Source organism: Streptomyces nigrescens (assembly GCF_027626975.1).
Classification (GTDB): domain Bacteria; phylum Actinomycetota; class Actinomycetes; order Streptomycetales; family Streptomycetaceae; genus Streptomyces; species Streptomyces nigrescens.
This window is the reverse complement of record NZ_CP114203.1, coordinates 3,216,477-3,238,965: the sequence shown is the minus strand read 5'-3', so window position 1 is coordinate 3,238,965 and position 22,489 is coordinate 3,216,477. Positions and strand designations below refer to the sequence as shown.

Here is a 22,489-nt window from a genome sequence, read left to right as displayed (position 1 = left end):
CTAGCCGTTCGCCAGCGCCCGGAGCCGGTCCATCGAGCCGTTGAAGCGGTTGTGGTCACCGACCGTCGGGCCGGTGGAGGTGTACTGCCAGATGGTGTGGAAGCCCCAGCCGGCCGGGAGTTCACCGGCCGAGGAGCCGTAGCGCGGGATCCACAGCGGGTTGACGGCGCCGAAGGCGGCGGAGTTGCCGGTGCACTGTTTCCACCAGCTGGTGGAGGTGTAGAGGACGGCGTCCCGGCCGGTACGCGCCTTGTAGGTGGCGAACCAGTCCTTCATCCAGTTGACCAGGCCGGCCGCGCTCAGCCCGTAACAGGTCGCGCCGTAGGGGTTGTACTCCATGTCGAGCGCGCCGGGCAGGGTCTTGCCGTCCTTGGACCAGCCGCCGCCGTGGTCGGCGAAGTACTTGGCCTGGGCGGCGCCGCTGGAGGTGTTGGGGGTGGCGAAGTGGTAGGCGCCGCGGATCATCCCGGCGTTGTAGGAGCCGTTGTACTGCTGCGCGAAGTACGGATTGGTGTAGCTGGTGGACTCCGTCGCCTTGACATAGGCGAAGCGGACGCCGCTGTTCCAGAGGGTCGACCAGGCGACATTGCCGTTGTGGCTGCTGACGTCCACCCCTTCGACGGAGGCGAGCGAGGCGGCCGGCGGTGCGCCGCCGGCCGCCGTGCCCTCGTGCCGGGCGATCTGGGAACCGGCCCAGTCCTGACCGGGGTGGGTGGGTTCCGGTGCGCGCTTCACGGCCGCGGCGCCGGCGGTGCCGGGCAGGCCGAGGAGGAGGGAGACGAGGGTGAGCAGGATCCCGGCCACGGTCGCGAGGGAGCGTGCGGGGCGGTGGGGGCAGCCGGATCTGAGCACGGACATACGTGCCTCCGAAGATCTCGGTGGGGATGACCTGAGGGGGGAGGAGCGGAGGGAGGAGCTGACGGCATGGCGCAGGCGTGCAGAGACACCGATGTGCGAGGTGCATGACGCGCGGCGGATACCCGGGCCGCTTGGTATGGCCATGCCAGAAATCACGGTACGCGCGTAGACCGACGTGACAAAAGAGGGTCGCTGGGCTGCCGTTGGTCTAATCCTGCGAAATACTGGCCGAGCTGCGGCTTCGGCCGCCGATGGCGGAAACTTTCAGGTGAGGAAACACGGGAATGGGCGCTGACGTGCACAACACCGGAGCCGACGGGACGACGGCGGACGGCGAGCCGACTGGTGTGGACCACGTATTTCTCGCCCTGGAACGTGAATTGGCGGTATTTCTCCGCCGGGCGCGTGCCTCTTCCGGCGAATTGGCACGAGAGGTGCATCCCGATCTGGAGCCCGCCGCATACGGCCTCCTCGTGCGGCTGGCCGATGCCGGCTCCCAGCGCGCCACCGACCTCGCCGGCTACTTCGGGGTCGGCAAGGCCACGATGAGCCGCCAGCTGCACGCCCTGGAGAAGCTCGGACTCGTCGCCCGCGAACCGGACCCGGCGGACGGCCGCGCGGTCCTGGTGCGCATCACCGACGAGGGCCGCGAACGCTTCACCCGCGTCCGCACCGGCCGCCGCGCCCGGTACGCCCGCCGCCTCGCCTCCTGGGACCGCGGCGAGGTCGCCGAACTCGCCCGGCTGCTGCACCGGCTGAACGCGGAGCAGGAGGGCGACGAGGCGTAGCGGCCGCCGTTTCACCGGGTTCCGCGTCAGCCCCGCAAGAGCGGCGGGACATCGCGGAAACCCCTGGTCGCAGCCGTGGCGACCGCCGCGGGGCCGTTCCCCCGCGACGGGAAAAGAAACCCGCCCGCCGGTGATTGTCACGGCGCCACAAAAATCACCGCCGCGTCGTCCCTCGCCTTGCCGCGCGCAAACGCCGCGCACGCCGGGTCCGCCGCCTCCGCGGCCCGCACCCGGTCGATCAGCGCCTGGGGACCCTGCCGGGACACCAGGGCCACACAGTCCGCCCAGGAGCCCTCCCGGAAGACCTCGACCCAGCGGCTCGCGCCGTCGCTGAGGGCGGTCAGGGAGCGGAGGCCGGCGCGCGGGGTGCTGCCGGTCACCGCGCGGGCGGCCACCGCCGGATCGGCGGCCGCGGTGAAGAAGCCGCCCTCCGCATTGCGCAGCGCCTCGACCGCGCGGCCGTACTCCCGCCCCGCCGCGGCCCGTTCCGCCGAGCCGCGGGGCAGCGCCCGTACGGCGGCCCGCAGGTCCCGGACCGCGGGCGGCAGTTCGTCCAGCCGGGAGTCGAGCACCGGATCCACCGAGCCGTCCGCCCGCTCCAGAAGGAGCACCGAATCGGACAGGACGAGGTACTCCACGGTGACCCCGGACCACCGCGCGGCGATCACGGTTGCCTGCGGAGTGCGGACGTGAGAAAGGTCACAGGTGCCCCGGTGGCCGTCAGCTGTCCGGGAGATGGCCGCGGCGAGAGCCTCAGGGAGCGTCATATCCCGGTGTGAAACCGACAGTTCGAGCATTGCGCCACCGAGCCGCGCGGTGAACCACGGCACCCCGTGCGCACATCCGTAGTCCCCTTCCGGCGGTGTCACACCGTCCAGCAGGACCAGAGCTCCGCCCTGACCGGAGGCCGGCAGGGCTACCGATGCGTAGTCCTCGTTTGGGCGTTGGGGATCGCCCGGCTCGGTGGCGAGTGCGATGTGCATACCCGGAAGTCTGCCGGAGGCGGTGGTCCCGCCCCGGTCGGCGGGGGCCCGCGTCGGCGTCGGCGCCCGGTCGGCCGGGGGGCTTACCGGGAGTACGGGTCAGCGGGCCGGCGGCATGCGGGCGCGCATCCTTCCAGGACCGGGACGCATCTCCAAACCCGTTCGGGGGTTGCTAGGGGTTGCGGCAGAAATCGCGGGTGCGCGGAAGTTGATGGTCAAACTCCGAGTGATGTTCACTCCTTCAGGTGGCCGGGCATGTGTTGCCGAGCCACTGCGCGGCGCCGGTGGAATGGTCGTTGCCCGGATCATTGGGGTGAGGTCAGGACATTCGTCGCGACGCGCAGAGCCGGGCTGTTTCCCTTCGCGGAAGTGTGCGCTGCTGCGGTCCTCGCGCAGGTCCGCTCCGCGAGCGGAGAGCGAGCCGGGTCCGCGACGCCACAGGGCGTGAGCAGGCGAGACAGGAATGCGAGCAGCGGTGCGGAAGATGCGGCTTCGAGGCGGCGCAGGGAAGCCGGGTTCACCGGCCGGTTCGATCCCGGGAACGGGCACGGGCTCGGCTCCTGGTAAGGGCCCGGACACGACGGGCAGTGAGGAGCCCACGGGACGGCGTCCCGCGCGAGTGCGCAACCGGCTGGTCGGGGCGGTGGCCGTGGTGGCCGCCGCCGTCATCGGCGCCGGCGCCCCCGGTCTGGCGGCGACGGCCGACCACGCCAACACCGGCCAGCAACTGGTCGATCTCGCCGAGCTGAACGCCCGCGCCATCGCGCTCGCGCACTCCCTCGCCGATGAACGCGACGCCATGACCGCGTATGCCGCCACCGGACGCGGCAGCCGTACCGCCGCGGGAACGGGCGGCACCGGAACCGACGGCGCCGCGGCCGCCCGGCCCCAGCGCGCCCGTGTGGACCGGCAGATCGACGAGCTGCGCTCCGAGGCCCAGGACGCCTCGGGCGACACCGCCGTCTACCGGACCGCCGCCAAGCTGCTGGCCGCACTGCCGCAAACCCGTCAAAAGGCGCTGTCGGGGCCCGGATCGGCCGAGCAGACCTATAACGCCTACACCGAGGCCCTTCAGGCACTCGGTGCGATCAGCGACGACATCGCCCGCGGACTGCCGGCCCGCGCGGACTCCGCCGACGCCGACACCCGCGCGCTGCCCGCCCTCGGCCGCGCCGCCGAACAGGCCGCGGGCACCCGTGCCCTGCTACTCGCCGGGCTCAACGCGGGGGGCAGCCAGCCCCGGCTGACCACCCTCGCCCAGGTCGCCCACCTCCGGGAACAGGGCGCGCTGGGCGACTTCCGGCAGACCGCGAGCCAGGCCGGCCAGGACCGTTACGACCGCACCGTCAACGGCGCGGAGGTCAACACCGCCGAGCGCTATCTGACCCGGCTGACCGACCAGCCCCGTCTGGACGCCCTCGATCTGCGGCTCAGCCGCCAGCGGGTCCAGAGCACCCTCACCACCCGCGTCGGACTGATGCGGGGCGTCGAATCCGCCATGGCCACCGCCGACATCCAGCGGCTCGGCGCGCTGCGCGACGACGAGGTGGCGGAGCTGGAGATCCGCATCGGTCTGGAAGCGCTGTGCCTGCTGCTGGCCGTCGGTGTCGGTGTCTGGGCCGCCCGCTCCCTGACCCAGCCGCTCGCGGCGCTGCGGATCGGTGCCAAGCGGGTGGCCGCGGACCCCGCGCACGAGGAGCCCATCACCTACAAGGGCCGCAACGACGAATTCGCCGTCGCCGTACGGTCCGTCAACGCGCTGCACGCCCAGGTCGGCGAGCTGGCGCGGCGCACCACCGAACTGGAGGGCGAGCGCAAGCGGCTGATCGGCGGCCGGCAGCGGCTGGTCGCCGAGCGCGAGGTGCTCCAGGAGCAGGGCGAGACGCTCAAGGAGGAGATCGCCGATCTCACCGAGCGGCTGGCCGCCCTGCACAACGGTGTGCACGGCCGGTTCGTCAACCTCTCGCTGCGCACCCTCGGTCTCGTGGAGCGCCAGCTCAACGTCATCGAGTCGCTGGAGGAGAGCGAGCAGGACCCGGAGCGGCTGGAAACCCTCTTCAAGCTGGACCACTTCGCCGCGCGGATGCGCCGCAACAGCGAGAACCTCCTCGTCCTCGCGGGCGCGGAACAGCACAGCACCAACCACCAGGGCCCGGTGCCGCTGCTGGATGTGCTGCGCGCCGCGATCAGCGAGATCGAGCGGTACGAGCGGGTGCGCATCCAGTCGCTGCCGCCGCACTCCCAGGTCGCCGGGTTCGCCGCGGACGACCTCAGCCACCTGGTCGCCGAACTCCTGGAGAACGCCACCGCGTTCTCGCCGCCGAACGCCCATGTGGAGCTGTCCGGCTGGCTGCTGGAGAGCGGCGAGGTCATGCTCTCGGTCCAGGACGAGGGCATAGGGATGACCTCGGAGCGGATGGCCGAACTCAACGAGCGGCTGGCGGACGTCGACGCGGCCTCCTCCTCGGAGACTATCGACGAGGCGCTGGGACTCGGGCTGTACGTCGTGGTGCGGCTTGCCGCCCGGCACGGCGTCCGGGTCCAGCTGCGGGACGCCAAGCAGGGCGGCGTCACCGCCGTCATCGTGCTGCCCGGCTCGATCCTGCCCACCCGCCCGGGTCCGACGGCCTCCTCGGCCACCGCGTCCCGGGAGGTGACGCACACCCCGAGCCTGCCCGGTTCGGTCGCCGAGGCGAACTCCAACGCGCTGCCGGCGCGGGCGTCGCGGGCCGAAGCGGCCGCGGTGGACGGCGCGGCGGCCCCCGCCGCGGTCCCGGCCCAGGACACCCCCCGGGCCGGTGAGCGGCCTGACGCCGTACCGGGCAGCGGCCAGGAGGGCACTGCGGACGCGGACCCGACGCCCGCCGCCGACCCGTTCGTCGCCGCCGCGGAACGCGCGATCGACGCCGCCGGGCTCGGCGCCCCGGCCGAACCGGCACCGGCGCCCGCCGCGCAGCAGCCGTCCGGCCCCACCACGTACGCCGCGTCCGAACCGAGCCCGTACGGCCCGCGGTCGCCCGGCCCGTACGGCGCGACCACCAGCGGCAGCGGTGAGCATGTGCGCCCCGAGGAGGAGCCGCTCCCGGCAGGGGAACCGGCGCCCGCGGACACCGGACGGCATGCCGCCCCGGCCTCCGGGCCCGACACGTCCGACGCGCCCGCGGCCGATCCGTACGCCATCGGTCCGGACCAGCACACGCGCGCCGGGACGGACGCGGCACCCACGGACGCGGCGGCACCGGCCGACGCGTCCCCGGCCGGCACACCGGCCGACCCACAGACCGCTGCCGCCCCGCCCGCGGGGAAGCAGCGGACGACCGAGATGGGGCTGCCCAAGCGCACGCCCAAGGTCGTGGCGCAGCAACAGGCGCCCGCCGCCCCGCGCAAGAGCGGAGCGGCCAACGCCGAGGCGCTGCGGCGCCGGCTCGGCGGTTTTCAGGCGGGGGCGCGAGTCGGCCGACGTGAAGTCGAGGCCGAGATTGCGGGAAGTACAGCGGAGCAGACCATCCCACAGACGGACACCGACGGAGCGGGGGCCCCGGGAGAGAGCCACGTTGTCGAGGAGGCACGCGATTGAATGCGCAAGCGCCCACTGCTTACGGACAAGGCCTGAGCAGCCAGGCACGAAATCTGCACTGGCTGCTGACCAACCTGGTGGACGAGGTGCCAGGTATCCGCTCGGTCGCGGTGGTCTCCTCCGACGGCCTGCTGCTGCTGTCGTCCGACCCCGGCCGGGCGGACGAGGTGGCACAGCCGGGGACTGACGGCCCGCGGGGATCCAGCGCGGATCTGGCCACCATCGTGTCCGGGCTCGGCAGTCTCACCAACGGTGCCGCGAAGCTCATGGACGGCGGGTCGGTCAAGCAGACGATGATCACGATGGACGAGGGCAGCCTGTTCGTCATGTCGATCAGCGACGGTTCGCTGCTCGGTGTGCATGCCACCCCGGACTGCGACATGAACGTCATCGCCTACCACATGGCGCTGTTCGTCGGCCGGGCCGGCCATGTCCTCACCCCCGAACTCCGCAGCGAATTGCGCAAGTCGATGGAGAGCGCCCAGTGAGTAGTAGTCCAAAACTCCCCGTACGTGGGGACCGGAAACCCTCGCGCGTGCGGCCGTACTCGCTCACCGGCGGCCGGACACGGTTCGGCCATGTGCTGCTCGTCGAGACGTTCGTGGCCGCGCTGGAGGCGCCCGAGGAGCGCCGCGAGCTCACCTCCGGTGGCTGGGGCGACCGGGTGATGCCGGAGATGCGGGCGATCGTCGAGCTGTGCCGCCGGATGCGCTCGGTCGCGGAGATCTCCGCGCTCCTCAAGATGCCGCTGGGCGTGGTCCGTGTACTGCTCAGCGACCTCGCCGACCAGGGAAAGATTCGCGTCTACGGCACCGGGCACGGCACCGGCCGGCCCGACCGCGCGCTGCTCGAAAGGGTGCTGAGTGGACTTCACAGGCTCTGACACGATATCGGCCGGATCGACGGCGACCGCCGGTTCCGTGGGTCAGGCCGACCCGGCGGCCACGGCCGCCGACGCGGGGCTGCAGAGCTGGCAGACGGACCGTTCGCGGGCACCGATCGCCACCAAGATCGTGGTGGCGGGCGGCTTCGGTGTCGGCAAGACCACGTTCGTCGGATCGGTCTCGGAGATCACCCCGCTCCAGACCGAAGCGGTGATGACGCAGGCCAGCGCCGATACGGACGATCTGACCGCCACCCCGGAGAAGACCACGACCACGGTCGCGATGGACTTCGGGCGGATCACCCTCGACCAGGAACTGGTGCTGTACCTGTTCGGCACGCCCGGACAGCAGCGCTTCTGGTTCATGTGGGACGACCTGGTGCGCGGCGCGATCGGCGCGATCGTGATGGCCGACACCCGCCGCCTGGAGGACTGTTTTCCGGCGCTCGACTACTTCGAGAGCTGCGGACTGCCGTACGTCGTCGCGGTCAACCACTTCGAGGGGACCGAGTCCTTCGCCGTCGAGCACGTCCGCGACGCGCTGACCGTGCCGCCGCAGGTACCCGTAGTGATCATGGATGCGCGGAAGCGGACCACGGTGATCGAGTCGCTGCTCGCACTGGTCGGCCACGCACTGGAGACCGCACCGGAGTAACCGGACCCGTCAGGTCGCGCCCCTCCCCCTCCCCACACTCACCTCCGAACAACCAGCAGTAATAGAGAAGAGCCCGCCATGCGGAAAATACTCATCGTCGGAGCCGGCCAGTCCGGTCTCCAGCTCGCCCTGGGTCTCCAGTCGCAGGGCTATGAGGTCACCCTCATGTCCAACCGCACCGCCGACGAGATCCGTGCCGGCCGGGTCATGTCGACGCAGTGCATGTTCGACACCGCGCTCCAGCACGAGCGCGACCTCCAGATCAACTTCTGGGAGAGCCAGGCCCCGCGCATCGAGGGCCTCGGCGTCTCGGTCGCCGCGCCCGGCAGCCACGAGTCGCCCGAGGGCTCGCAGCGGGCCATCGACTGGGTCGGCAAGCTGGACGGCTACGCCCAGTCCGTCGACCAGCGGGTGAAGATGGCCGGCTGGATGGAGACCTTCGCACAGCGCGGCGGCCAGCTCGTCATCCACGGCGCGGCCGTCTCCGACCTCGACTTCTTCGCGAGCCGCTACGACCTGACGCTGGTCTCGGCCGGCAAGGGCGAGCTGGTGTCCATGTTCGGCCGGAACCCCGAGCGCTCCCCGTACGACGCCCCGCAGCGCGCACTGGCCGTCGCCTACGTCCACGGGCTGGGCCCGCGGCCCGAGCACCCCGACTACGACGCGGTGCGCTGCAACCTGGTGCCCGGTGTCGGTGAGCTGTTCGTCATGCCGACGTACACGGTCTCCGGCCGCGCCGACATCCTCTTCTGGGAGGGCATACCCGGCGGCCCGCTGGATGTCTTCCAGGGCGTCAAGGACCCCGATGAGCACCTCGCCACGACGCTGGAACTGATGGAGAAGTTCCTGCCCTGGGAGTACGCCCGCGCCACCAAGGTCGAACTGACCGACGCCAACGGCACGCTGGCCGGCCGCTACGCCCCCACCGTGCGCAACCCCGTCGGCACGCTGCCCTCCGGCGGTCTGGTGCTCGGTGTCGCGGATGTCGTGGTCGCCAACGACCCGATCACCGGCCAGGGCTCCAACTCGGCGTCCAAGTGCGCCGCCTCCTACCTCGCCTCCATCGTCGAGCGCGGTGACCGGCCCTTCGACGGGGACTGGATGCGGACCACCTTCGAGCGCTACTGGACCACCGCCCAGCACGTCACCAAGTGGACGAACGCGATGCTGGCGCCGCCGCCGGAGCACATTCTCAATCTCATCGGCGCGGCCGGTCAGCTGCAGCCGGTCGCCGACCGCTTCGCCAACGGGTTCAACGATCCGTCCGACTTCGAGAACTTCTTCTATGAGCCGGAGAAGACGAATGCGTATTTGGGGTCTTTGACCGGCTGAAAACCACCTGCGGTGGGGGCTTTCTTCCCGCGTGGGCGGGTGGCACCGCCGTGCTTGGCCCTCCCCACCTTCGGTGGGGAGGGTTGTTTTTTGCGGGATGCCGCCGCGGCGCGGGTTCGTTGTGGTGGCGGTGGCGGTGGCGGGCCTCCGGGGGTGGTGTGCGGGACTGCTTCGCTTTACGTCCCGCACACCACCCCCTCCGGCCCGCCACCTCATGTGGTTGCCGCGGCTGTCCCTGGTGGGGGAGTGGGGCATATGGGGTGGCGGCCGGTGAGTTTCTGCGGGGCTTCGGTGGTCAGTGGGGCTTTCGCCAGGGCCACTTAGGGCCGGTGGAGGGTTTGCCGGCTGGGTCGTACTCGTACTTCCAGCCGCTGGGGAGGCCCAGGCGGTTCACCCTTGCCGGGACGCGGCGGTAGACGTGGACCGTCGGCGGCCGGTCGTTGTCGTTCGGCACCGGCACCTCGTACGTCTTGGGTGGCTGGCCGGTCATGCCGAGCAGGACGGGCAGGACCCGGCCGTCCAGCGGGCCGCCGACGAAGAGGGTGTTCTCGCTTCTCACGGTCTCAGTGTCACACCGTCCCGGCCCGGCGGCTCAGAGCAGATGCGCGGCGTCGCTCACGACGGGCAGGGTGCGGCGGGCCAGATCGCCGGCCGGGCCGTCGGAGGTCTCCAGCTTCAGCGCCGCCCGGGTCACCCGGGCGGTCTGCGGATCCCCGGCCGCGGTCGCGGTCAGCAGCGCGATGAAGTGGTCGACCAGCCAGTTCCGCAGCTCGTCGAGGGTCGGCTGCTTGTCCTCGTCGAGCCAGATCAACGAGGCGGCCTCGACCGCGGTGATCCACATCCGGACGGTCATCCGCAGCCGCAGGCCCGGCTCCGGTTCGCCCAGATGCCGCAGGATCTGGTCGGCCGCGGCCCGCCGTACCTCGTCGACGATCGCGGTCGTGCGGGTGGTCTCCACGACGCTGCCGCCCTGGAGCAGCGCGCTGAACCCGGCGTCGTGCTCATCGACGAACGCCAAGTACCGGTCCAGCGCGCGGGACAGCCGCTGGGTGAGCGGCCCGGTGTCCGGCTCGGCGAAGCAGCGCTCCAGGATGTCGGCCGCGCTGCGCAGCGCGGCCTCGTACAACTGCTGCTTGCCGCCGGGGAAGTAGCGGTAGACGAGCGGCCGCGAGACCCCGGCGGCGAGGGCGACATCGTCCAGGGAGACGTCCTCGGGCGCGCGCTGTGCGAACAGGTCCAGCGCGGCGGTGAGCAATTGGCTGCGGCGCTGCTCCACGCTCAGCCTGCGATAGGCGGGTCGGGGTACTGCTGGGGCGGTGCCGCTGCCGTTCATGAACAGCAGCGTAACCGGCCCGGATGTCGGCTCGTACAGGTGCTCGGGGTCTACCGGGTCCATGCCGTCCGCTTCAGGCCAGCAGGCCCGAGCTCCGCCACAACCTGCGGCCCACACCCCGCAGTACGCCGATCTCGTCCAGGAAGTCGGTCAGCCGCCGGGCACCGGACTGCATCACCTCGCGGCGGTGGCCACTGGCCCTGACCTGGGCGACGGCCTCGCGCCGATCCAGGCCCACCTGTGTGTAGACCGCGGGATTGACGAAGGCGACGGAGAAGACCCGGGCCGCCTCGCCGGAGCTGATCCGGGTCAACTCCCGCTCCCAGCGCGGCGCGGTGACCATCTGGCGGCGCAGCTCCTCGCGGGCGTAGCGCACATGCCGGGCCTCTTCGACGACATGGATACGGGTCACTCCGCGCACGATGGTCTGCACCCGCTCGTCCGGGAAGGTCAGCCGCTGCATCCAGTCCAGGATCTCCTCGCCGAGCAGGGTGCAGGCGAACGACCCCGGGGTGGTGGAGACCGTCTTGAGGATGCGGGCGAGGTTGTGGTTGAGGCGGGAGACCGGGTACGCCGGCGCGCCGCCCTTCTGGATCATGCGCGCGAACATCTTGGAGTGCCGGCACTCATCGGCGATCTCGGTGAGCGCGTAGCGGACGTGCGCGCTGGTCACCGGCTTGTCGTAGATGTGCCGTACGAGCAGCTGCATCAGGATGATCTCGAACCAGATGCCCAGCGAGGCGAGCGAGGCGGCCTCGTGCCGCGACAGGTCCTGCTGCTGCTCCAGGGACATCTTCCGCCACAGCGGGGTGTCGTAGAGCGAGACCAGCTCCGGCGGCCAGAACCACTTGCCTTCTTCGAGGGGCGCGTCCCAGTCGAGTTCGGTGTCGGGGTCGAAGGAGTGCTTGGCGGAGGAGTCGAGCAGTCGCTCGGCGACCTGCTCGCGGTCCTTGAGCAGACCGAGGGCGTCCCGCAGCACGTCGGTGTCCGTCTCGGTCATTGCGGTGGGCGCGCTCGTCATGGCTGTGGCTACCTCGCTACTGGGGTCGGGGCCGGTCCTACCCGCGGTCAACTCTTATGAGACTGCGCGTCAGCAAGCTCGTCAATCCCCTGCGCACGACTTATTGACCCTTCGGTAAGAAACGTGTGAGCCTGCCAACGACCGCCCATGACAAGGCGTTTGGCGAGCCGAGGAGGCGTCCGTGTCGACCCGAGATCTCTACGTACAGGACCCAGGCGACCCCGTGTGGAAGGTGCCCGCCTCCGGCGCGGCCCGCTTCAGCTGGGACTACGACGACGGCCGCGAACGGCTGCTCGCGCTCTACCAGAAGGGCAAGGACAAGCAGTGGGACGCCAATCTGCGGATCGACTGGGATCTGGAGGTCGACCCCCAGGATCCGCTCGGCACCCCGGATGAGTCCATGTCCCTGTACGGCACCAAGTACTGGGACAAAATGACCGAGAAGGACCGGGGCGAGCTGCGTCAGCACTACACCTCCTGGCAGTTCAGCCAGTTTCTGCACGGTGAGCAGGGCGCGATGGTGTGCGCGGCGCGGATCGTGGAATCCGTGCCGGATCTCGACGCGAAGTTCTACTCCGCCACCCAGACCATGGACGAGGCGCGGCACGCCGAGATATACAGCCGTTTCCTCCAGGAAAAGATCGGGATGCTCTACCCGGTCAACGACAATCTCCAGGCGCTGCTGTCCGACACCCTCAAGGATTCCCGCTGGGACATGCCGTATCTCGGTATGCAGGTCCTGATCGAGGGCCTGGCGCTGGCCGCCTTCGGCATGATCCGCGACACCACCACCAAGCCGCTCCCCAAGCAGATCCTCGCGTATGTCATGCAGGACGAGGCGCGCCACGTCGCCTTCGGACGCATGGCGCTGCGCGACTACTACAAGCAGCTCACCGATGCCGAACTCCGCGAACGCGAGGAATTCGTCATCGAGGGCTGCTATTTGATGCGCGACCGGCTGCGCGGTCTGGAAGTCCTGGAGAACTTCGGCATTCCGCATGACGAGGCCGCCGAATTCACCGAGCGCTCCGAATTCCTGCATCTCTTCCGCAAGCTGCTGTTCAGCCGCATCGTGCCGTGTGTGAAGGACATCGGCCTGTGGGGCGAACGCCTTCAGCGGGCCTATGTGGACATGGGCGTCTTCGAGATGGGCGACTCCAACCTCGATCTGCTGATGGCCCAGGACGAGGAACTCGCCGAGAAGCTGGACGCGGAGCGCTTCGCGGCCGAGGAGGAGGCCCGTACGGCGGAGGTCGCGGCGGCCATCGCGGAGGGGGCCGAGGGCTGACCTCCGGGGCGGCCGGCCCCGCGCCCGGCCGTCAGGGCGTCCCGCCGGGAAGCTGGGTGGGCAGAAAGCCGAGCACCTGGCGGCCGAGCTCGTCGGCGTCGGCGTACGGCAGGGAGTGGTGCGTGGTCCCCGCGAGGGTCGCGATCCGTACGCCCGCCAGCGTCCGTTCGGCCCGCGCCGCGACCCGGCGCGGATCGTGCGTCCGGCTGTCCCCGGCCAGGAGCAGCAGGGTCGGCACGGCCGCTCCGGCCCGCGCGGCGTCCGGTCGCGGCCCGGTGACCACCTTCGCGGCCCGGAACTCGACGGCGCCCCGGCCCATCAGCCGCACCAGCGCGGGCGCCGGCGGCGCACCCCGGGTCTCCCACTCCAGGAACCGCCGGGTGCTCCGCTCCCCGGGCCGTACGAACAGCGGCAGCGCCCGCAGCAGATACGACGGCCGGAAACCCGCGAAGCACTGGGTCGGATCGAGCAGCACCAGCCGGTTCACCCGCCCCCGGGCTCCTGGGGCGGAACCCCCGCCGGCGGTGTGGACGGCATAACTCAGCGCGAGCCAGCCGCCGTACGAGTGCCCGAGCAGCGCGGCCGACGCCAGCCCCAGCCCGCTGAACACGCCGTCGAGCCAGTCGAGCAGATCCTCCGGCCGCCGCAGCGCCCGCCCGGTGTGCGCGCTGAGCCCCGGCCCGCCCATCTGGTCCACGGCGTGGACCCGGTGCGTACGGGCGAGCGTGGCGGCGAGGGCGTACCAGACGGCCGAGGTGGTGCCGCCGCCGTGCAGCAGCACCAGCGGCGGGCCGTCGGCCGGGCCGCAGACATTGACCCGGGTGCTGCCGAACTCCGACGGCAGATCGAGCCGTTCCACCGGGACCGGCCACAGCGCCATGGCCTGCTCGTAGGCCTCGCGAAAGGCCGCGGTGGGGGTGTGCGCAGGGGTGTCTGCTGTCATGGTGCACCTCCGGAACGGGACGAAGAGACGCACGAGGCCCATGGCTACTGCCTCGCTCGGCAAGTATCTCGCTGAGCGAGGTAATAATGCGGGAGTCCGGAAAGACGGGAAAGAAGGGCGGCGGTGGATGGCGCGGCAGCAAGCGGCGGAGGAACCGGCGGGGGAACCGGGGGAGGAACCGGCGGAGGAATCGGGGGAGCAACTGGCGGAGGAACCGGCGGGGATGGACCTGGTTCATCTGCTGCGGGAGGTGACCCTGCGACTCGATCTCGCGGGAGCGCGGTTCGCCGGACGCAACGGCCTGCACCCCACCGATCTCCGGGCCCTGATCAGCCTGCTGGACGCGGCGCGGGCCGGCGACGAGTCGACCCCCGGCCGGCTCGGCGACCGGCTGGGCCTGAACTCCGCCGGCACCACGGCGCTCATCGACCGCCTGGAGCGGCTCGGTCTGGTCCGCCGGGTCCGCGACACCCGCGACCGGCGCCGCGTCCTGCTGGAGGTCGACGACCGTGCGCTCGCCCTGGGGCAGTCGTTCTTCGGCCCGCTGATCGACCGCACCCTCGCCCTGCTCGCCACCTTCGAGGCCGGCGAACAGGCGGCGGTCCGGCGGTTCCTGAGCGGGGTGCGGGACGAGGTGAGGGAGGAAGGGGCGTAGGGAAGGCCTGGGAGGGGGCCTAGGTGGGGGCGTTGGGCCGCCTGCCGCTGAGTGGCACCTCCCGGCACCTCCCCGGAACCCTCAGCGTTTGCCCGACCGCGCCAGCCAGAGCCCCTCGTGTCGGGACACCTCGATAGGACGGCCGAAGCAGGCCGTCATCCGCTCACCGGTCAGCACCTCGTCCACCGGGCCGGATGCCTGCACCCGGCCGTCGCGCAGCAGCAGGGCGTTGCCGATGGCGGGGGACAGCTCCTCCAGGTGATGGGTGACCGTCACGGTCGCCAACTCCGGGCGCCCCACGGCCAGTCGGTGCAGCGCATCGATCAGATCCTCGCGGGACGGCAGGTCGAGGGCGTTGAACGGCTCGTCGAGCAGCAGCAGCCGGGGTTCGGCCATCAGCGCCCGGGCGATCAGGATCCTGGCCCGCTGGCCGCCCGAGCACACCCCGAACGGGCGGTCCGCCAGCTCCTTGCAGTCCAGCTCGGTGAGCAGCTCGTGGGCGCGCTCACGGGTGGCCTCGTCGTACTTGCGCCACAGCGGCTGGACGGTGCCGGTCGCGCCGGTCAGCACGACCGTGTGCCCCGTCGCGTCCTGCGGCACCTTTTGCGCGCCGGAGACCAGCCCGATGACGGCGCGCAGCTCGCGGACGTCCACCGAGCCGAGGCGGTGGCCGAGCACCTCGACGGTGCCGACGGTGGGGAACATCAGCGCGCCGACGAGACGCAGCAGGGTGGTCTTGCCGGCGCCGTTAGCGCCGAGCAGCGCCCAGTGCTCACCGGACCGTACGGTCCAGTCGATCGCGTCGAGGATGACCTGCCCGGTGGTGTAGCGGCGGACGCCGACACCCTCCAGGGCGGCGATCACGCGGGCGGCTTCGGGAGCCGGATGAGGTGCGGTCCGTCCGGACGACGGTGCGGACTGCGCGGGCTCCCGGGGCGGCGAAGGCTGCGAAGGCTGCGTAGGGCTCATCGCCGCAGATTAGCTGCGTAGGGCATCTTTCTGTGTGGGTGTCCGCGGTGCGGACCCGGCGGACGAGCGCGGCCGGCCGGGGTCGGGCGGGGTCGGGCGGGGTCGGGCGGATGAGCGCGGCGGGCTCCGGCGCACGAGCGCGCGGGCCGGGCCCGGCAGGCGAGTGCGGCGGGCCCGTCCCCGGCGGACGAGCCCGCGCGGGCCGGGCCCCGGCGGCCGTTACGGCTCGGACAGTCCCAACAGCGCCCGCACCCGGGCGTACTTCGCCGTCAGCCGCTCCCGCGTCGGCGCGTCCAGTACGGCCAGCCGGTCCGGATCGGCGTTGTGCGCGAGATCGGACTCCTTGACCAACAGCGCCCCCGGCGTGGCCAGAATGCGTGCGGTGTACGCCTCGACCGGTTCGTCCGCCCGCTTGGTGACGGCCAGGACCATCGCCTTGACCGCCCCGCTCAGCGCCGCACCTGCCAGCCACTCCTCGCTCAGCGCCCCGTCCTCGACCGCGTCGTGCAGCCAGGCCGCGGCGATCTGCTCGTCACTGCCGCCCCGTTCGCGCACGCCCGACGCGACCGCCGCCAGATGCTCGGCATACGGGCGGCCCGCCTTGTCGGTCTGCCCCGAGTGCACGCGCCGGGCCAGCGCCTCCACTTCGGCCAGGGACAGCAGCGGGGGCGGGGCGGGTTCCATGGGCGGGATCGCGTCAGCCATACGGCCATTGTGACGCGGGGGCGGCCCTGGTGACGTTCGGCGGACCGTGGTGACGCGGGGGCGGTCCTGGTGACGTTCGGCGGACCGTGGTGATGCGCAAGCGGCCGGAGTCCCAGGAGCCGGGAGGGGCGTCAGCGCGCAAGGGCCTCAGCGCACCGCCTCCGCCATCACCGCCCGCGCGATCGGCGCCGCGCTCCCCCCGCCGCTGATGTCCGCACGGTCGGCGGCCGCGTCCTCGACCACCACGGCCACCGCCACGGCCGGCTCATAGCTGTCCTTCGCCCTCGCCCAGGAGATGAACCAGGCGTACGGCGTCCCCTCGTTGCGCACACCGTGCTGCGCGGTGCCGGTCTTGCCGCCGACCGTGACGCCCTTGATGGCGGCCCGTCTGCCGCTGCCGTGCGCGACGACGTCGATCATCATCTCCTGCAGCTGCTGCGCGGTGACCGGCCCCATCACCTGGCGCGTGGGACGGGGCGGACCGGCCGCGATCATGACACCCCTGGCATCGGTCACCTTGTCGACGAGCGACGGCGGCGCCAGCCGGCCCCCGTTGGCGACCGTCGCCGAGACCATCGCCATCTGGAGCGGCGTGGCGGCGGTGTCGTACTGCCCGATGGCGGACAGCGCGACCTGGGAGGCATCCATCCGGGTATCGAAGTTGCTCGGCGCGACCGGCGAGGGGATGCGCAGCCGAGGGTCGTTGAAGCCGAACCGCCGGGCCATGGCGGCCATGTCCCGCAGCCCGATCCGGGCACCCAGCCGCGCGAAGACGGAGTTGCAGGAGGCCCGGAAGGCGTCCTTGAGCGGGGCGTCCTCGCAGCCCTCCGCGTCATTGCCGAGCAGGGTGGCGGTGCCGGGCAGGGGGTAGGGATCGGGCGAGTCCGTAGGGGCCTCGATATCGGTGACCTTGCCGCTCTCCAGCGCGGCCGCCGCGGTGACGACCTTGAAGGTGGAGCCGGGCGGGTAGGTCTGCTGCAGCGCCCGGTTGAGCATCGGCCGCGGCCCGGCACGGTTCAGCCGGTGCCAGGCCGCGCTGACCGCGGCGTCGTTGCCGGACAGCTCACCCGGGTCGTACGAGGGCGTGCTCACCAGCGCCAGGACCCTCCCCGTACGCGGCTCGATCGCGGCCACCGCGCCCTTCTTGCCCCCCAGCCCGTCGAACGCGGCGCGCTGCATCCGGGGGTTGACGGTGGTGTGGACGCTGCCGCCCGGACGGTGGGTGCGGGTCAGCTGGTCCCACCAGGGGAAGGTGGCGAGCCGGTCGTCGAAGCCGGCGAGGACGCCGTCCTCGGCGCTCTCCAGCAGCGAGGTGCCGTAGATCTGCGAGGAGTAGCCGGTGACCGGCGCATAGAGCGATCCCTCGGTGTACGTGCGCTCGTAGCGCAGCCGCCCGCCGCTGTCCCGGGAACCGGTGACCGGCCGGCCCGCGACGAGCACGGCGCCGCGCGGCTGCTCGTAACGGGCGATCGGCCCCCGGCGGTTGGCCGGGTTGGCGCCGTAGCTCTCCGTCTCGACGACCTGCACCCGCGCGGCGTTGACCAGCAGCGCAACGAGGAGAAGGAAGGAGAACGCCGCGGTGTGCCGAATACAGCGGATCAACGGCCGGCCTCCGGGGAGGGGGCGTCATCGGCGACGGCCGGCGGCGGGGCTGCCGGGGGCCGGTCCTGAGCCTGGGGGCGGGCCTTCGACTGGGTCTGGGCGTGCGCCTGCGTTTGCGACTGCGACTGCGTCTGCCCCTGCCTCTGACCCTGCCCCTGCGACTGTGTCTGTCCCTGCGGCTGTGTCGGGGCTTGCCCCTGTCTCCCGGCCTGGGACCGCGTCTGGCCCTGGGATCGCGTCTGGTCCGAGGACCGCATCTGGTCCTGGGACCGCGTCGGCTTCAGAAACCCCACCACCCAGCTCCCCGCCCCGAACCGTGCCTCCCTTCCGGCCTCATGTGCCCCCTGGCCCCTCGCCGGGCTCGCCGTCGGGCCCCCCGGAGGGCTCCCCGAAGCGCTGCCCGACGAGGCGACTGACGAGGTGCCCGACGAGCTGACCGCCCCTGCCCCGACACGGCTGCCCATACGGCCCCCCACACCGCTCCCTGTACCGCGGCTCCCCGTGCCGCCCGCCGTCCCACTCCCCGTGCCGTTCCCTTCCGGCCGTGGCGTCCGCGCCCGGTCGCTGATCCGCAGAAGCAGCGCGATGATGATCCAGTTCGTGACGACGGACGACCCGCCCTGCGCGAGAAACGGCATCGCCATCCCCGTCAGCGGAATCAGTCCCGTCACCCCGCCCGCGATGACGAAGACCTGAAGGGCGGGCAGCACCGCCAGCCCCACGGCCAGCAGGCTGCCGAACGGGTCCCGCAGACCGAGCGCGGCCCGGTAGCCGCGGGCCACCAGCAGCGCGTACAGCAGGAAGAGCGCGGTCAGCCCGGCCAGCCCGAGTTCCTCGCCGAAGGTCGCCAGGATGAAGTCGGACTTCATGGCGAAGCCGATCAGAGAGGAGTGGCCCTGGCCGAGGCCGGTGCCGAGCATCCCGCCGGCGGCGAACGCGAACAGCGACTGGGCGAGCTGCCCGGGCCCCCGGCCCGCCGCGATACCGGCGAACGGATGCTGCCAGTCCTCGACCCGGCTGTGCACATGCGGCTCCAGCGTGCCGACGGCGGCCGCCCCGACGCCCGCCAGGACCAGCCCGACCGCGATCCAGCCGATGCGCCCGGTGGCCACGTACAACAGGACGACGAAGATGGCGAAGAAGAGGAGCGAGGTGCCCAGATCACGCTCCAGGACCAGCACCGCGACGCTGATCAGCCAGATCGCCACGATCGGTCCCAGCACCCGGCCGGTGGGGAGCCGGAGCCGCCCCACCCGGCGTCCCGTGTGGGCCAGCGCGCTGCGGTTGGCGGCAAGATAGGCCGCGAAGAAGACGGTGATCAAAACCTTGGCGAACTCGCCCGGCTGAATGGAAAATCCGGCGATACGGATCCAGATCTTCGCCCCGTTGATGGCGGGGAAAAGAATCGGCGCCGCCATCAGCAGCAGCGCGAGCGCCGCACAGACATAGGCGTACCGCTGCAGCATGCGGTGGTCGCGCAGCAGCACCACCACCGTGATGAAGAGCCCGACGCCGACCGTCGACCACATCAGCTGGGTGGGCGCGGCATGGTCGGCCGGGGTCTCCAGATCGAGCCGGAAGATCAGCACCAGCCCGAGCCCGTTGAGCAGCACGGCGGTGGGCAGCAGCAGCGGATCGGCGTACGGGGCGCGAAAGCGGACGGCGAGATGCGCGAGCAGCGCGAGTGCGCCGAGCCCGGCCCCGTACCGGACCGCGCCGCCCGGCAGCGCATGCCCTTTGGCCAGCCCCACGACCACATATCCGCAGACGCTGATCAGGACCGCGCCTACGAGGAGGGCCAGTTCGATGCCCCGTCGCTTGGGCAGCAGCGGCAAGGGTGGGGGAGTGTCCGCCGGGCGTGCGGCCGCCGTCCTTGCCATTGCCGTCATGCCTGGCAACGTAGCAAGCGGCGACCGTTATTTCCGTTATGCCGGATGCGACGTTCGGGGCGTACGTGCCCCCGCATGCCGGTTCCGCCTCAGGTGGCCCCGCCTCAGCACCACCGCGGGTCCTCCCCGTCGTTCACGATGTCGCGCGTCGAGGACCAGACGTACGAGGCATCGCTGAGCCTGAACCAGACGGGGTTGCCCTCGACGCGCTGCCCGTTGACCCGGCAGGTGATCCCCACCACGGCCCCGTACTCCTTCATGCCGATCGCGCTGTACTCGGTGCTCGGCCCGGTACGCAGCACCAGGCCCTCCTTGGCGACGACCCGGCCCTCGTACTCGACGAGCTCGTCGTCCTCGCCGTCGTCGGCCGCCAGGGCAGGGCCGGCTGCGAGGACCCCGGCCAGCGCACCGGTCAGAAAGCAAAGGGCGAACGTGCCGAACTTGCCGGACTTCGACTTCGGAAACATGCGCTTCCTCCTGCGAAGGGGAGAGTCCCAGGGGAGTCCCTGTGGGGTGAATCGAGCGGAGTTGCCGGGCGTCACTGGACGGACGGGCCGGGGCCGAAGCCCCGCCGGTGCGGTGCCTGGCGCACCCTTCCCCGGCTGCGAGTGCGGCTTCCCTCTGCCGCGCGCCGCCCTCTCACGCCGCGCTCGCCGTGCCGCCTACCTCGCTCCCCTCTCACGCTAAGGAGGCCGCGGAGAGTCCGCAACTCATCACGCTCTGTAGTGGGGGGTGAGGTGGGGGTCGGGGATTGGGGTCGGGCCCGCGTCGGAATCCCGGCCGGAGCCGGGGCCGGGGTCGGAGTCGGATCTGGGCCCGAGGTCGGGGCCGGGGCCGGGGTCGGAGTCGGGGTCGAGGTCGGGGAGTCGGAGCCGGAGCTGGGCCCGAGGTCGGAGCCGGAGCCGACGGGACACCGCCATGAGGCCCGCAGCGCCCCGACGCCCTGACGTCCCGACGTCCCGCCCGAGACTCACGGAGGCCCGCCGCCCCGCCGCCTTAACTCATCCTCCCCAAAGTGCCGTTCACCTCCCCGCGCGGCACCCCGCGCGGCACCCCGAGCGCCCGCCCACCGCACCCACCATCGAGCGACAACCCCACAAGGCCCGCCCCCCGCCGCAACGGCAAGCGGCTGTATGGCATCAATGGCGACGGTGCCGGCCTACTGGGAGCGCCAGTTCGCCGTCATGCGAGGAAGTGCGCGAGGGCGGCGGGCGCGTGGAGCGGCGGGGACATGTCTAAGGGAAGTGTCAGGGATGAACCAGGGGTCCCCCAGGGGCATCCCGGGTTGTTCCGTGAACGCGGACAATGGCACTTTGTAAACTCGTCCAGACCGAATAGAAGAAGAAGGCCGAGGCCGAGCTCGTCACGCTGATGCGGACGACCGAAGACTCCGGTCGATGGCATGGACCTGTGCCATGACCACCGTAAGCGAGGGGCTATGGCGTACGTCACACCCGTGCACGCCGAGTGGAGGTTCCGTGCTGCACCGGCCGTCTTGGGCCGCCGAGCGCGGGTGACCGTCCCCCTCGACGAAAGGCAGTATTAGCGTCATGACGACTCTCCGTTCCCGGATCATCGCCTGGGCCGGCCGTATGTATCTGGCGAGAACACAGAAGAAAGGCTTCGACCTGTCTCGAATGTCTTTCTTGCCCGAGTCCGTCCTGATGCCATTGCGGCGCGACGGCCTCAACCCTGTGGGCGATTTGGCGGCCGTCCGGGAGCGGGAGCCCGTCAGCAAGCTTCCCGTGCCGATAGCTGCCAACGTCTGGCTGGTCACCGGCTACGACGAGGTCAAGGCGGTGCTGGGAAAGGCCAATGCCTTCAGCTCGGACTTCACCAACCTCGTCGGCAAGGCCGGCGCCGGTGCCGAACAGAATCCCGGCGGACTCGGATTCGCCGACCCGCCCGTGCACACCCGTCTCCGCCGGCTCCTGACCCCCGAATTCACCATGCGGCGCCTCGGGCGGCTCACGCCCCGCATCCATGAGATCGTCGAGGAACGCCTCGACGCGATGGAAAAGGCGGGCAAAGACGGTGACCCGGTGGACATCGTCCACTCATTCGCCCTCCCCATCCCCTCCCTCGTCATTTGCGAACTCCTCGGCGTCCCCTACGAGGACCGCGCCGACTTCGAACGACTCAGCGCCGCCCGCTTCGACCTTTTCAGCGGAGCAAACGCCTCCTTCGGCGCCATATCCGAATCGCTTTCCTATTTCCGGGACATCGTCAAGAAGCAGCGCGAAAACCCGGGCGACGGCCTGCTCGGCATGATCGTGAAGGAACACGGCGACTCGGTCAGCGACGAAGAACTGGCAGGTCTCGCCGACGGTGTCCTCACCGGCGGCTTCGAGACCACCGCCAGCATGCTGGCGCTCGGCGCCCTGGTTCTCCTCCAGGACCCGAAGCACTTCGCGGCCCTTCACGACGGCGATGACGTCGTCGACAGCTACGTCGAGGAACTCCTCCGTTACTTGACCGTCGTACAGGTGGCCTTCCCGCGCTTCGCCCGCGAGGACCTGGAAATCGGCGGCGTCCAGATCGCCTCCGGAGATGTGGTGCTGTGCTCACTGAGCGGTGCGGACCGGGACGGCAAACTGGGCCCGGAAATGGAACAGTTCGACCCCACCCGCAATGTCCCCTCCCATCTCGCCTTCGGCTACGGAATTCACCGCTGCGTAGGCGCGGAACTGGCCCGCATGGAACTCCGCGCCGCCTACCCCGCTTTGGTGCGCCGCTTCCCGAACATGCGCCTCGCCGCCAATCCGGAGGACCTGGAATTCCGCAAGCTCTCCATCGTCTACGGAATCGAATCCCTGCCGGTACGCCTGAACGGCTGACCCCACACCGGCTCCGCGTCCCCCACTGACCGGGCACTTGGCCGAGCGGCTTGGTGCCCGGTTTTTGGCTGTCCGGCCCGCCGACGGACGCGCACGCGCTCCCCCCCCCCGGCCACCGAGCGCCGAACGCCACGCCACGCCATGACGACACGCGCGGTACCTCCCTCACGG

The 22,489-nt window shown here is 71.2% G+C and carries 19 protein-coding genes and 1 pseudogene; 9 read left to right on the top strand and 11 right to left on the bottom strand.

The window, feature by feature from the left end; all coding sequences use genetic code 11:
• On the bottom strand, positions 1 to 858 hold the full coding sequence (locus STRNI_RS14460; RefSeq protein ID WP_277411363.1) for a lysozyme: 858 nt from the start codon (positions 856 to 858) through the stop codon (positions 1 to 3).
• Positions 859 to 1,142: 284 nt separating this feature from the next.
• Here STRNI_RS14460 and STRNI_RS14455 point away from each other — a divergent pair, with 284 nt between their 5' ends.
• Positions 1,143 to 1,646 carry a MarR family winged helix-turn-helix transcriptional regulator gene (locus tag STRNI_RS14455; RefSeq protein WP_018087446.1) on the top strand — a complete coding sequence of 168 codons (504 nt, stop codon included), beginning with the start codon at positions 1,143 to 1,145 and terminating at the stop codon, positions 1,644 to 1,646.
• Between the two features lie 137 nt (positions 1,647 to 1,783).
• Here STRNI_RS14455 and STRNI_RS14450 read toward each other — a convergent pair whose 3' ends face one another.
• Positions 1,784 to 2,629 (bottom strand): hypothetical protein, encoded by an 846-nt coding sequence (locus STRNI_RS14450; protein ID WP_109896465.1) that lies wholly within the window; start codon positions 2,627 to 2,629, stop codon positions 1,784 to 1,786.
• A gap of 619 nt (positions 2,630 to 3,248) precedes the next feature.
• Here STRNI_RS14450 and STRNI_RS14445 point away from each other — a divergent pair.
• From STRNI_RS14445 to STRNI_RS14425, 5 genes are all read left to right on the top strand, one after another.
• A complete protein-coding gene (locus STRNI_RS14445) occupies positions 3,249 to 6,206 on the top strand; it encodes a sensor histidine kinase (protein WP_277411362.1) in 2,958 nt (985 codons plus the stop codon).
• Entirely contained in the window at positions 6,203 to 6,694 is a 492-nt protein-coding gene (locus STRNI_RS14440; protein WP_266450226.1) for a roadblock/LC7 domain-containing protein, read from the top strand. The genes STRNI_RS14445 and STRNI_RS14440 overlap by 4 nt, the downstream gene beginning before the upstream one ends.
• Positions 6,691 to 7,089: a DUF742 domain-containing protein gene (locus tag STRNI_RS14435; protein WP_026169253.1), complete on the top strand. Its 399-nt coding sequence runs from the start codon at positions 6,691 to 6,693 to the stop codon at positions 7,087 to 7,089. Before STRNI_RS14440 ends, STRNI_RS14435 begins: the two co-directional genes overlap by 4 nt.
• Before the next feature lie 37 nt (positions 7,090 to 7,126).
• Entirely contained in the window at positions 7,127 to 7,744 is a 618-nt protein-coding gene (locus STRNI_RS14430) for a GTP-binding protein (protein WP_018087441.1), read from the top strand.
• Positions 7,745 to 7,822: 78 nt separating this feature from the next.
• Positions 7,823 to 9,076 (top strand): styrene monooxygenase/indole monooxygenase family protein, encoded by a 1,254-nt coding sequence (locus tag STRNI_RS14425; protein WP_159486173.1) that lies wholly within the window; start codon positions 7,823 to 7,825, stop codon positions 9,074 to 9,076.
• A gap of 295 nt (positions 9,077 to 9,371) precedes the next feature.
• Here the strand turns inward: STRNI_RS14425 and STRNI_RS14420 are convergent, their stop codons facing one another.
• The 3 genes from STRNI_RS14420 to STRNI_RS14410 form a co-directional block, all read right to left on the bottom strand.
• The gene (locus STRNI_RS14420; protein WP_148588644.1) at positions 9,372 to 9,635 is read right to left on the bottom strand and encodes a hypothetical protein; all 264 of its coding nucleotides are present in this window, start codon (positions 9,633 to 9,635) and stop codon (positions 9,372 to 9,374) included.
• Between the two features lie 33 nt (positions 9,636 to 9,668).
• A complete protein-coding gene (locus STRNI_RS14415; RefSeq protein ID WP_051104009.1) occupies positions 9,669 to 10,409 on the bottom strand; it encodes a TetR/AcrR family transcriptional regulator in 741 nt (246 codons plus the stop codon).
• Positions 10,410 to 10,482: 73 nt separating this feature from the next.
• Positions 10,483 to 11,430, bottom strand: coding sequence for an AurF N-oxygenase family protein (locus STRNI_RS14410; protein ID WP_148588646.1), 948 nt, complete (start codon positions 11,428 to 11,430; stop codon positions 10,483 to 10,485).
• Positions 11,431 to 11,611: 181 nt separating this feature from the next.
• On the opposite strand from STRNI_RS14410, the gene STRNI_RS14405 reads away from it, so the two are divergent.
• Positions 11,612 to 12,718 (top strand): ferritin-like domain-containing protein, encoded by a 1,107-nt coding sequence (locus tag STRNI_RS14405; RefSeq protein ID WP_026169250.1) that lies wholly within the window; start codon positions 11,612 to 11,614, stop codon positions 12,716 to 12,718.
• A gap of 31 nt (positions 12,719 to 12,749) precedes the next feature.
• Here the strand turns inward: STRNI_RS14405 and STRNI_RS14400 are convergent, their stop codons facing one another.
• Positions 12,750 to 13,661, bottom strand: a complete 912-nt coding sequence (locus STRNI_RS14400; protein ID WP_277411361.1) for an alpha/beta fold hydrolase — start codon at positions 13,659 to 13,661, stop codon at positions 12,750 to 12,752.
• Positions 13,662 to 13,788: 127 nt separating this feature from the next.
• Here STRNI_RS14400 and STRNI_RS14395 point away from each other — a divergent pair, with 127 nt between their 5' ends.
• A complete protein-coding gene (locus tag STRNI_RS14395) occupies positions 13,789 to 14,316 on the top strand; it encodes a MarR family transcriptional regulator (RefSeq protein WP_277411360.1) in 528 nt (175 codons plus the stop codon).
• Positions 14,317 to 14,397: 81 nt separating this feature from the next.
• Here the strand turns inward: STRNI_RS14395 and STRNI_RS14390 are convergent, their stop codons facing one another.
• The 5 genes and pseudogenes from STRNI_RS14390 to STRNI_RS14370 all read right to left on the bottom strand — a co-directional run bounded on the left by STRNI_RS14390 (position 14,398) and on the right by STRNI_RS14370 (position 19,948).
• Positions 14,398 to 15,180, bottom strand: coding sequence for an ABC transporter ATP-binding protein (locus STRNI_RS14390; RefSeq protein ID WP_277413251.1), 783 nt, complete (start codon positions 15,178 to 15,180; stop codon positions 14,398 to 14,400).
• A 324-nt stretch (positions 15,181 to 15,504) separates the two neighbouring features.
• Positions 15,505 to 15,990, bottom strand: a complete 486-nt coding sequence (locus tag STRNI_RS14385; protein WP_234017460.1) for an HD domain-containing protein — start codon at positions 15,988 to 15,990, stop codon at positions 15,505 to 15,507.
• Positions 15,991 to 16,137: 147 nt separating this feature from the next.
• Positions 16,138 to 17,592, bottom strand: a complete 1,455-nt coding sequence (locus tag STRNI_RS14380; RefSeq protein WP_277411359.1) for a penicillin-binding transpeptidase domain-containing protein — start codon at positions 17,590 to 17,592, stop codon at positions 16,138 to 16,140.
• Positions 17,593 to 18,113: 521 nt separating this feature from the next.
• Positions 18,114 to 19,472: pseudogene (locus tag STRNI_RS14375) on the bottom strand (FtsW/RodA/SpoVE family cell cycle protein); the annotation flags it as partial.
• Between the two features lie 113 nt (positions 19,473 to 19,585).
• Positions 19,586 to 19,948, bottom strand: a complete 363-nt coding sequence (locus STRNI_RS14370) for an SH3 domain-containing protein (RefSeq protein ID WP_018087429.1) — start codon at positions 19,946 to 19,948, stop codon at positions 19,586 to 19,588.
• Positions 19,949 to 21,031: 1,083 nt separating this feature from the next.
• Between STRNI_RS14370 and STRNI_RS14365 the strand changes: the two genes are divergently transcribed.
• Positions 21,032 to 22,318, top strand: a complete 1,287-nt coding sequence (locus tag STRNI_RS14365) for a cytochrome P450 (RefSeq protein ID WP_037740453.1) — start codon at positions 21,032 to 21,034, stop codon at positions 22,316 to 22,318.
• Positions 22,319 to 22,489 lie beyond the last annotated feature (171 nt).